Source organism: Nocardiopsis lucentensis DSM 44048, from assembly GCF_000341125.1.
Classification (GTDB): domain Bacteria; phylum Actinomycetota; class Actinomycetes; order Streptosporangiales; family Streptosporangiaceae; genus Nocardiopsis; species Nocardiopsis lucentensis.
In genome coordinates this window covers 1-8,598 of sequence record NZ_ANBC01000177.1, presented here as the reverse complement: position 1 = coordinate 8,598, position 8,598 = coordinate 1, and the positions used below count along the sequence as shown (strand labels likewise).

The following is an 8,598-nucleotide window of genomic DNA, read 5'->3' as shown; positions in this document are numbered from 1 at the left end:
GTCGACGGCCCCGGCCCCGGCACCGACTACGGCTACCTGCTCGACGACGCCCCCGAGGTCCTGCCCGACCCGCGCTCACGGTGGCAGCCCGAGGGCGTCCACGCTCGCAGCCGCGTCTACGACCACGCCGCCTTCCCCTGGACGGACACCGCCTGGACCGGTCGTCCCCTGCCCGGTTCGGTGATCTACGAACTCCATACGGGCACCTTCACCCCCCAGGGCACCCTCACCGCCGCCGTCGACCGCCTCGACCACCTCGTCGACCTCGGCGTGACCCACGTCGAACTCCTCCCGGTCAACGCCTTCGACGGCACGCACGGCTGGGGCTACGACGGCGTGCTGTGGTCGGCCGTCCACCACCCCTACGGAGGCCCCGACGCCCTCAAGACCCTCGTGGACGCCTGCCACACGCGCGGCCTCGCCGTCGTCCTGGACGTCGTGCACAACCACCTCGGCCCCTCCGGTGCCTACCTGCCCCGGTTCGGCCCCTACTTCGGCGGCGAGACCGACTGGGGCCCCTCCCTCAACCTCGACGGACCCGACTCCGACCCGGTCCGCCGCCTGGTCGTCGACAACTGCCTCGACTGGCTGCGCCACTTCCACCTCGACGGGCTGCGCCTGGACGCCGTCCACGCCCTGCGCGACGATCGGGCCACCCACCTGCTGGCCGAACTGTCCGCCGCGGTCGACGCGCTCGCCGTCACCCTGGGCCGTCCCCTGTCCCTGATCGCCGAGTCCGACCGCAACGACCCGCGCACCGTCCTGCCCCGAGAGGCGGGCGGCCTGGGGATGACCGCCCAGTGGTCCGACGACCTTCACCACGCCCTGCACACGGCCCTGTCCGGGGAGACCCACGGCTACTACGCCGACTTCGCCGGTCCCGACGTGCTGCCCACGGTCCTGAGCCGCGTGTTCTGGCACGCGGGCACCTACTCCTCCTTCCGGCGCCGCACGCACGGGGCGCCGGTCGACACCGCGCGTGTGCCCGGCAGCCGGTTCCTCGCCTACCTGAGCACCCACGACCAGATCGGCAACCGGGCGCGCGGTGACCGCATGGGGGAGTACGTGTCTCCGGACCTGCTGTGCTGCGGGGCCGCGCTCGTCCTGTGTTCGCCCTACACCCCGATGCTGTTCATGGGTGAGGAGTGGGGGGCCACCACCCCCTGGCCGTTCTTCGCCTCCTTCGCCGACCCCGAGCTGGCCGAGGCCGTCCGCAGGGGCAGGCGCCGTGAGTTCGCCGACCTTGGCTGGGCGCACGAGGAGATCCCCGACCCGATGGCCCCCGCCACCCGCGAAACGGCCGTTCTGGACTGGGACCAGCGCGATCGGGACCCTCACAGCGGGGTCCTGGACACCCACCGCGCGCTCATCGCCCTGCGCCGAGCCGAACCCGACCTGGCCGACCCCCGCCTGGACCGGTTCGCCGTGCGCTCCAGCGCCGACGGCCGCCAGCTGGTCCTGGTCCGCGGCGGCCTGCGCCTGGTGTGCAACCTCGACGGCGCCGACGCCGCCGTCGAGGTGGACGCGCCGCCGCGCGAGGTCGTTCTCGCCACGGGAGAACCGCGAACCTCCGGGAGCGCGGTGACCCTGTCAGGGGAGTCCTTCGCGATCGTGCGGGTCTGACCCGGGCCGCCCGTCCAGCACACCGCCCGGCGCCGCGACCACGGGCCGCCGGGTGCGCCGACCGTCGTCCCCCACGAGCACGCTCCGGTCAACCGATGACCCGAGGGGACGACACCGTCCCGTGCGAGACGAAGGGCGACAGCCGTGACCGACACCACCTGGGACCTCGACGAACGGTTCGACGCACCCAACGGAACGGTCCACTGGACCCGCCTGGGCGAGGACGACCCCGTCGTTCTCCTGCACGGCACCCCGTTCTCCTCGTACGTGTGGCGGCACGTGGCCCGCGCCCTCGCGCCCGCCCCTAAGGCAGCGACTTCTTCCGCCTGTTGACTTCCTCCCGGCCCCGAAGGGACCGGGATTCCGACCGTCCCTCACGGGGCGGTGGCGCGACGCGCCTCACGGCGCGAGCTGGTTCCTGCTTCACCGACTTCTTCGAGAGGTCTCCGCGGGCTGACACGGCACTGGGCTCAGGGCCCTGTTGTCCTGCCGCGATCAAGAACGTTCGTGGCCGCGTGCACGTCGGCGTGCTCGGTGTGTCCGCAGGAGGTACACGTGAAGACCGCTCGACTCTCGCGGGACTTCGCGTCCACCTCCCCGCACCGGTTGCACCCCTGCGACGTGAACGCGGGGTTGACACGGACCAGGGATGATCCGTTCACTTTGGCCTTGTACTCACACCGTCGAGCGAGGTCCCCCCAGCTCTTGGCCAGGATCGCCCGGTTCAACCCACGTTTTTGGGCGACGTTCGTGCCCGGTCGTTCGACGGTGCCCCTGGCCGAGCGGGTCATGCCGGCGACCCTCAACTCCTCCAGCACCACCATCCCGTGACGGCGGGTCAGATGGTGGGCGAGTTTGGCGTTGAAGTCCGCCCGCCGGTTCGCGCGCCGGGCATGGATGCGGGCGATCGCGGCCTTGGCGCGCCGCCAGTTCGCCGACCCCTTCACCCGCCGGGCCCTAGCCCGTTGAAGCCGTACCAGGCGCTCTTCCTCCTTGAGGGTGGTGAACGCCCGGTCGTGCAACCGCCCGTCGGAGGTGGCGGCCGCCACGACCACGCCCCGGTCCACGCCGACGTCGGGTCTGCCGTTGGGTTGGGCTTGACCACGGCCGTCCTCGACACAGAAGGTGACGTGCCAGGCCCCCGACCGGTGGGACACGGTGACGTTCCTGACCTGGCCGCCCAGACCACGAGGGCGGCGGAACCGGACCCACCCGAGTTTGGGGAGCTTGACCCGCCCCCACCGGCGGTTGACCTTCTCCACGGTGATCTGTTTCGGGTCGGGAAAGCGGAACGACGGGTGCCACCGTCCTTTGGAACGCCACCGGACCGCGTTGGCACCGTGGACGCGGCAGGCCGTGTCCAGGTCTTTGAGTGTCTGCTGGAGGACGTGCGAGGGCGCGGCCGCCAGCCAGTCGGCCTCAGCGCGCACCCCGGACAGTTGGCGGGCCCGGGCCGTGAACCCGGGGTAGGGGTGGGTCCAGGCTTTACCAAGCCGCTTCCACCACCGGTTCGCCTCCCGGCGCTGTTCCAGGGCGGCGTTCCACACCCACCGGCACGCGTCACCGAACCCCTGGGCCTGAACCTCCTGCTCCGGGGTCAGGTACGCGACACACCTGCGGCCGACCAGCATCGAACACCTCCTCTCGAACCAGCACAGACCCTAGCGGACGGGTACGACAGGCGGGGTGGTTTCTGGCATACGCGGGTGGTTGGCCGGACTGACCCGGCGCCGACGGCCAGCCCGCCTTCTACCGGCAGATCGCCCAGGCCGACGAGCGCCACACCGCCGAGGTCGAGGACGCCTACGCCGACCTCGACCTCCCGGTGCTCGTCGTGTGGGGCCGCGAGGACACCTGGCTGCCGATCGACCGCGGTGAGCGGTTGGCCGCCGCCATCCCCGGGGCCCGGCTGCACCCCCTGGAGGGCGCCGGGCACCTGGTCCAGGAGGACGCCCCGGCCGAACTGACCGCCGCCCTCCTGGACTTCCTGGCCTGACGTTCTACCGGTCCAAGGCCAGGTGGAGCGCCACCCACCGGTCGGGCGCCACCAGACCGACCGGTGTACCCGAGGCGACCCCGGCCGCGCGCAACGCCGCGTCCACCCGCGGGGAGGGGTGCGCCCGGCGCAGCGACGCACCCAGAGAGCCCCCCACGCCCTCGAAACCCAGTTCGACCAGGCGGCGGTAGGAGCCCATCCGGTCGGGTGCGATGAGCGGTTCGGTCCTGCGCCTGAGCACCAGCAGCCCGGCGTCCACCCGGGGGACCGGCCGGAAGCGGTTCCGGCTGATCCGACCGGCCAGTGACCACGACCACTCCGGCCAGGTCAGCACGGTCAACCGGCTCCACCGGCCGTAGGCGCCGGTGCGCTTGCGCGCGTACTCCAACTGCGTCACCAGCGTGGCCGAGGCCAGCCCCCGTGCGTTCAGGCACCAGCGGACGATGTCGGAGGTGCGGGCGTAGGGGATGTTGCCGACCACGTGGAACGGTTCGCGCGGCGGTCGGGCGCGCGTGAAGTCCGCGCACACCACCCGCACACCCCGGTCGGGGCCGCCGCGGTAGCGGGCGGTCAGCCGGTCGGCCAGGCGGCTGTCGAGCTCGTAGGCGACCACCCGCCGCGCGGCCGGGGCCAGGAAGCGGGTGATGGCGCCCTCTCCGGGGCCCACCTCCACCACCAGGTCGTGCGAGGTCACCCCGGAGACCCGGACCACGTGCCGGGCGGCGCCGGGGTCGGCGAGGAAGTTCTGGGACAGGCGTCGGCGGCGGTCGCCCGCGGTGCCGTGACGGGGACGTGTCGTACGTGCCATGGAAGGGTCCGATCCAGCCACGCGAGTGGCGGACGAGGACGGGCGGCACGGACCGGCGCGGTGGAGCGCGCACGGCAGAGGAAGGGTGGTCCGGGCGGCCCGTCCGTGGTGGTTCGGGGACGGGACTGGACCTGGACCGGTACACGCGCATGACGGGGAGCCCGCCGCCCGGCCGCGGCGGCGCGGACGCGTGAGCACGTCGGCGGCGCGGCGGGGACGGCGGGGCTCTCACCCTCGGACGGAGCCGCTCCGAACACGCGGGTTCGGGGGGCTCCCGGACGTCGTCTAGCGGTCCAGGGACCCGGACCGGGGGCGGACGACGAGAACGTGGGCGCTCGCGGACCAGGACGGGACCTGGTTCACGATCGCGTGGAAGTTGGCCATGCGCACACCCTAGAAGGGGCGCGTCCCCGGGATCAAAGGGTTTTCCACAGCCGTGAAAACGCGATGGCGCCCCCGCACGTGGCCACGGGATACTCGCTCCCATGCCGAACTTCGCGGCCCCCCCCCCCCGCCACTACCGCACGGTCGACGTGCCCACCGGCTACGACGGCTGGTCGAGCACCTACGAGAACTCGGTCCTGGACGCCATGGACCTCGCGCTCCTGGACGGGCTGACCCGCCCCGACTGGTCGGGGGTGGAGCGCGCCGCCGACCTGGGCTGCGGAACCGGGCGCACCGGAGCGTGGCTGCGCGGGAGGGGCGTGCCGCACGTGGACGGCGTCGACCTCAGCGAGGGGATGCTGGGTCTGGCCCGCGAGCGCGGCGCGCACACCACCCTCGTCCGGGGGGACGTGCGCACCACCGGGCTGCCCGGTGGCGGCTACGACCTGGTGATCTCCTCGCTCATCGACGAGCACCTGCCCGACCTGGCCCCCTACTACGCCGAGGCTTGGCGGCTCACCGCGCCCGGCGGATCCCTCGTCCTGGTCGCCTACCATCCGCAGTTCATCATGGTCTCGGGGATGCCCACGCACTTCACCGACGCCTCCGGTGAGGACGTGGCGATCAGTACCCACCTGCACCTGCTCAGCGACCACGCACGGGCGGCCATCGCCGCCGGGTGGACCCTCGCCGAGCTGGCCGAGGCCACGGTGGACGACACCTGGGTGGCGGCCAAGCCCAAGTGGAAGCGCTTCTACGGCCATCCGATCTCGATGGCCCTGGTCTGGACCAAGCCCGCCTGATCCGGAGTTGAGAAGGAGGACACCGTGCCCCGTCGCAGGTCACCGCAGGAGAAGAAGCTGCTCACCTACACCAGGGAACGCCGTAACGAGTACGGCGAGAACGACAAGAGCTCACGCAGGAACATCGCCAGGTCCAAACGACTGGTGACCAGGGCCAACCGCCGCCGCGCGTCCGTGGCCCTGGCGGATGCGCGCGGCGCCGCGGACACGGAGGCGGGCGCGGCGGCCCAGGAGCGTTTCGAGCGGCGACGGCCCAAGCGGTGGGCCAAGTACCCGGACGAACCGCTCGGGGACTCGATCGAGCTCACCCTGCGGTACCGGGTCGAGGCCGAGGAGGGGCGGGGAGCCAACGTCGAACGGTTGCGGCGCCTGCGGGAACGGTTGCGCCGACCGGACCGGTGATGGACGCCAGTCGTCGCGGACGTGCTCGGTCTCCACGGACTCGAAGAACGGGTCCACCTGGCGTAGGCGCTCCTGGATCACGTGCGCCAGGTACGGGCCCAGTTCCTCGTCGTCCGCCAGCCCGTGCTTCGCTCGGAACCTCTCCTCCTGCTCGGGTTCCATCGTGATCTGGAGGCCTACTCTGCACAGCCGCATAGGGCCAGGGTAGGACGGACCGGCCCTGGTGGCGGCCGCACACACCGACGGACCCGTCTCGTGCGCCCGACGACCGCCCCGGGGCGGAACGGTCACGCGTCCGGAACGGAGAGGGAGGGCGCGGTGAGCGCGGCCAGCCACACGTGGCGATGGCGCTTGACGTAGTCGGCCGCCGGCCCCCAGTGGTCGGCGTGCCCCTCGGCGTGCAGCCGCGCCCACGGCTGGCGGCCGGTGCGCGCGCCCTCCACCAGTAGGCCGTGCATGCCGCGCACCTCATGCAGGACCGCGTCGGGCAGCTCCCGGCGCTGGGCGTCGTCGCACCCGTATCCGTCCGCCAGCGCCCGCAGCCTGACGGCGTCGCGTGCGGGGGAACCGCCCGGGTGCAGCGGCACGAACCCGTGGGCGGCATAGCCCAAGTCTCCCATGCGGGTGCCGGGCCCGGCGTTGTCCCAGTCGATGAACGTCCACGCGGCCGAGTCGGTGTCCCGGACGAGGTTCCACGGTCCCAGGTCGTGGTGGCACACGATCTCCCCGCGTCGGGGCGCCACCGCCACGTCCCACTCCAGGGCGGGGAAGGAGGGAAGGTCGGCGGTGAGGTCGTGCAGTCGGCGGATCAGGGCGCCCAGGCGGCGCAGTTCGGCCACCGTCATCGGCGGCAGGCGGTCGGCCGTGGTCCCGGGCACGTACTCCAGGCACTGGCGGCCCCGACCGTCGCGGCCCAGCCACGCGGGGGCGGCCTCATATCCCCGCTCGCACAGGTGGGTCAGGAGCGCGCCGACGGCGGGGGAGGCGCGGGTCCACGGCTTGCGCACCGTGCGCCCCACACGCACCACCTCGTCGGAGACGTTGCCGCCGTGCAGGGCCTCCTCGTCGTCCATGCCGCCCTGGGTGTCGTCCATGCCGACCAGTGTCGTCCGGTCAGGCGAGCACCGCACCCGGTTTTCTCCGCGTCCGGTGACGGTGCCCGTCCGGACCAGGCGGTGTGCGCGACGGGGTTCGGCGGGTCCCGCGCAGGGGAAACACCTCCCCTCTGCCATCGGCCGTTCGAGGAGAGGTCCACCCATCCCTGACGGTCCGGGTGGGGACGGGGAGGCCGTACTCCGCCGTCTTCCCGGAGTCTAGGACGCCCACGTCTCCAGGGTGAGCAGGTCCCGCATCGACACCATGCCGACCACGCGCCCCTTGTCGACCACCGGAAGGTGGCGGATGCCCGCCTCCAGCATCCGGCGCGCCACCTCACGCGAGTCCTCGTCCAGGCCGGCCGTCTCGATCTCCGTCGAGGCGTGGTCGGCCGCGCTCTCGGCGGCCGGGGCGAACGCCGTGACCAGAGCCCTCACCAGGTCGCGTTCGGTGATGATCCCGATGACCCGGTCACCGTCGAACACGGCCAGGGAGCCGACGTTCTCCTCCACCATTCGCTGTGCCGCGTCGACCAACCGGTCACCCACCTGGCAGCCGAGGATGGTCGGACGGTAGACGTTGCTGATGAGCATGTGTCCTCCCGGCACGCGTTCCCCACGTTCCCGCTCGTGTCCAGCCTCCTCGACGTGGGAACACCCCGGGTAGAGACCTCGGTTCACCGTTCGGGGGACCTTCGGTCCTTCGTCGCGAACCCGTCCGGTGCCGGCCCTTCCCAGAACCGTGAGGAGGCGGGCGATGTCCACTCGGATCGTGTCCGGGACGGCGCACCGCACCCTCGCCGAGGCCGTCGCGTCCGCCCTGGACACCGAGCTGGCGGCCTGCGGGGTGGAGCGGTTCCCCGACGGTGAGCTGCGCCCGGTGGTGGAGCGCGTGCGGGGCGACGACGTCTACGTGGTCCAGCCCACCGGCCCCCCCGGTGGGTGAGCACCTGGTTGAGCTGCTGCTCCTGTTGGACGCGTGCCGCCGGGGCGGAGCGCGGACGAGCACCGCGGTCGTCCCCTACTTCGGCTATGCCCGGCAGGACCGCCGCGGCCGGGCGGGCGAGGCGGTGGGCTCCAGGGTGGTGGCCGACACCCTGGCGTCGGCGGGGGCGGACCGGCTGGTCGTGGTCGATCCGCACACCGTCGCGTTGGAGGCCATGTGCGCCATGCCGGTGGAGATGCTGACGTCCGTGCCGGTCCTGGCCGACGCACTCGCGGAGGAGACACCCGACACCGCCGTGGTGGTGGCGCCCGACCTCGGCGCGGTCAAACTCGCCGAGCACCACGCCGGGCGGCTGGGGCTGCCGGTCGCCGTGGTGCGTAAGAGGCGGCTGAGCGGTGAGACCGTCCAGGCCGGTGAGGTGGCCGGGGAGATCGTCGGTCGGCCCGCGGTCGTCGTGGACGACATGATCAGCACCGGCGGGACGATCGAGGCGGCCGTGGACGTCCTCCTCGCCCACGGGGCGCTGGCCGACGTCACCGTGG

General features: G+C 72.7%; 9 protein-coding genes and 2 pseudogenes. 7 read left to right on the top strand and 4 right to left on the bottom strand.

The annotated features are described in order from the left end of the window. Together treZ and D471_RS0105865 are read left to right on the top strand one after the other, a co-directional pair. Window positions 1–1,623: malto-oligosyltrehalose trehalohydrolase (treZ, locus tag D471_RS0105870; RefSeq protein WP_017597767.1), on the top strand; the 1,623-nt coding region annotated here is incomplete at its 5' end. 144 nt (window positions 1,624–1,767) lie between these two features. After that, a pseudogene (locus D471_RS0105865) lies at window positions 1,768–1,920 on the top strand (alpha/beta fold hydrolase); the annotation flags it as partial. A gap of 173 nt (window positions 1,921–2,093) precedes the next feature. Here D471_RS0105865 and D471_RS0105860 read toward each other — a convergent pair. Then, the gene (locus D471_RS0105860) at window positions 2,094–3,254 is read right to left on the bottom strand and encodes an RNA-guided endonuclease InsQ/TnpB family protein (RefSeq protein ID WP_017597765.1); all 1,161 of its coding nucleotides are present in this window, start codon (window positions 3,252–3,254) and stop codon (window positions 2,094–2,096) included. A gap of 95 nt (window positions 3,255–3,349) precedes the next feature. Between D471_RS0105860 and D471_RS38230 the strand changes: the two are divergent. Then, window positions 3,350–3,619, top strand: a pseudogene (locus tag D471_RS38230) (alpha/beta fold hydrolase); the annotation flags it as partial. A gap of 4 nt (window positions 3,620–3,623) precedes the next feature. On the opposite strand, the gene erm reads toward D471_RS38230, so the two are convergent. Then, window positions 3,624–4,427 carry an ErmE/ErmH/ErmO/ErmR family 23S rRNA (adenine(2058)-N(6))-methyltransferase gene (gene erm / locus D471_RS0105850; RefSeq protein WP_017597763.1) on the bottom strand — a complete coding sequence of 268 codons (804 nt, stop codon included), beginning with the start codon at window positions 4,425–4,427 and terminating at the stop codon, window positions 3,624–3,626. 485 nt (window positions 4,428–4,912) lie between these two features. Between erm and D471_RS0105840 the strand changes: the two genes are divergently transcribed. Together D471_RS0105840 and D471_RS0105835 are read left to right on the top strand one after the other, a co-directional pair. Next, window positions 4,913–5,614 (top strand): class I SAM-dependent DNA methyltransferase, encoded by a 702-nt coding sequence (locus D471_RS0105840; protein WP_017597761.1) that lies wholly within the window; start codon window positions 4,913–4,915, stop codon window positions 5,612–5,614. Window positions 5,615–5,638: 24 nt separating this feature from the next. Further along, a complete protein-coding gene (locus tag D471_RS0105835; RefSeq protein ID WP_017597760.1) occupies window positions 5,639–6,016 on the top strand; it encodes a hypothetical protein in 378 nt (125 codons plus the stop codon). Window positions 6,017–6,303: 287 nt separating this feature from the next. Here D471_RS0105835 and D471_RS0105830 read toward each other — a convergent pair whose 3' ends face one another. Continuing rightward, on the bottom strand, window positions 6,304–7,110 hold the full coding sequence (locus D471_RS0105830; protein ID WP_017597759.1) for a phosphotransferase enzyme family protein: 807 nt from the start codon (window positions 7,108–7,110) through the stop codon (window positions 6,304–6,306). 219 nt (window positions 7,111–7,329) lie between these two features. After that, window positions 7,330–7,704, bottom strand: coding sequence for a CBS domain-containing protein (locus tag D471_RS0105825; protein ID WP_017597758.1), 375 nt, complete (start codon window positions 7,702–7,704; stop codon window positions 7,330–7,332). A gap of 163 nt (window positions 7,705–7,867) precedes the next feature. On the opposite strand from D471_RS0105825, the gene D471_RS41625 reads away from it, so the two are divergent. Together D471_RS41625 and D471_RS33230 are read left to right on the top strand one after the other, a co-directional pair. Beyond that, complete coding sequence (locus D471_RS41625) at window positions 7,868–8,056, top strand: ribose-phosphate pyrophosphokinase-like domain-containing protein (RefSeq protein ID WP_017597757.1); 189 nt, start codon at window positions 7,868–7,870, stop codon at window positions 8,054–8,056. Next, window positions 8,049–8,598 (top strand): ribose-phosphate diphosphokinase (locus D471_RS33230; RefSeq protein WP_017597756.1); only part of this gene is annotated, 550 nt, incomplete at its 3' end. The genes D471_RS41625 and D471_RS33230, both read left to right, overlap by 8 nt.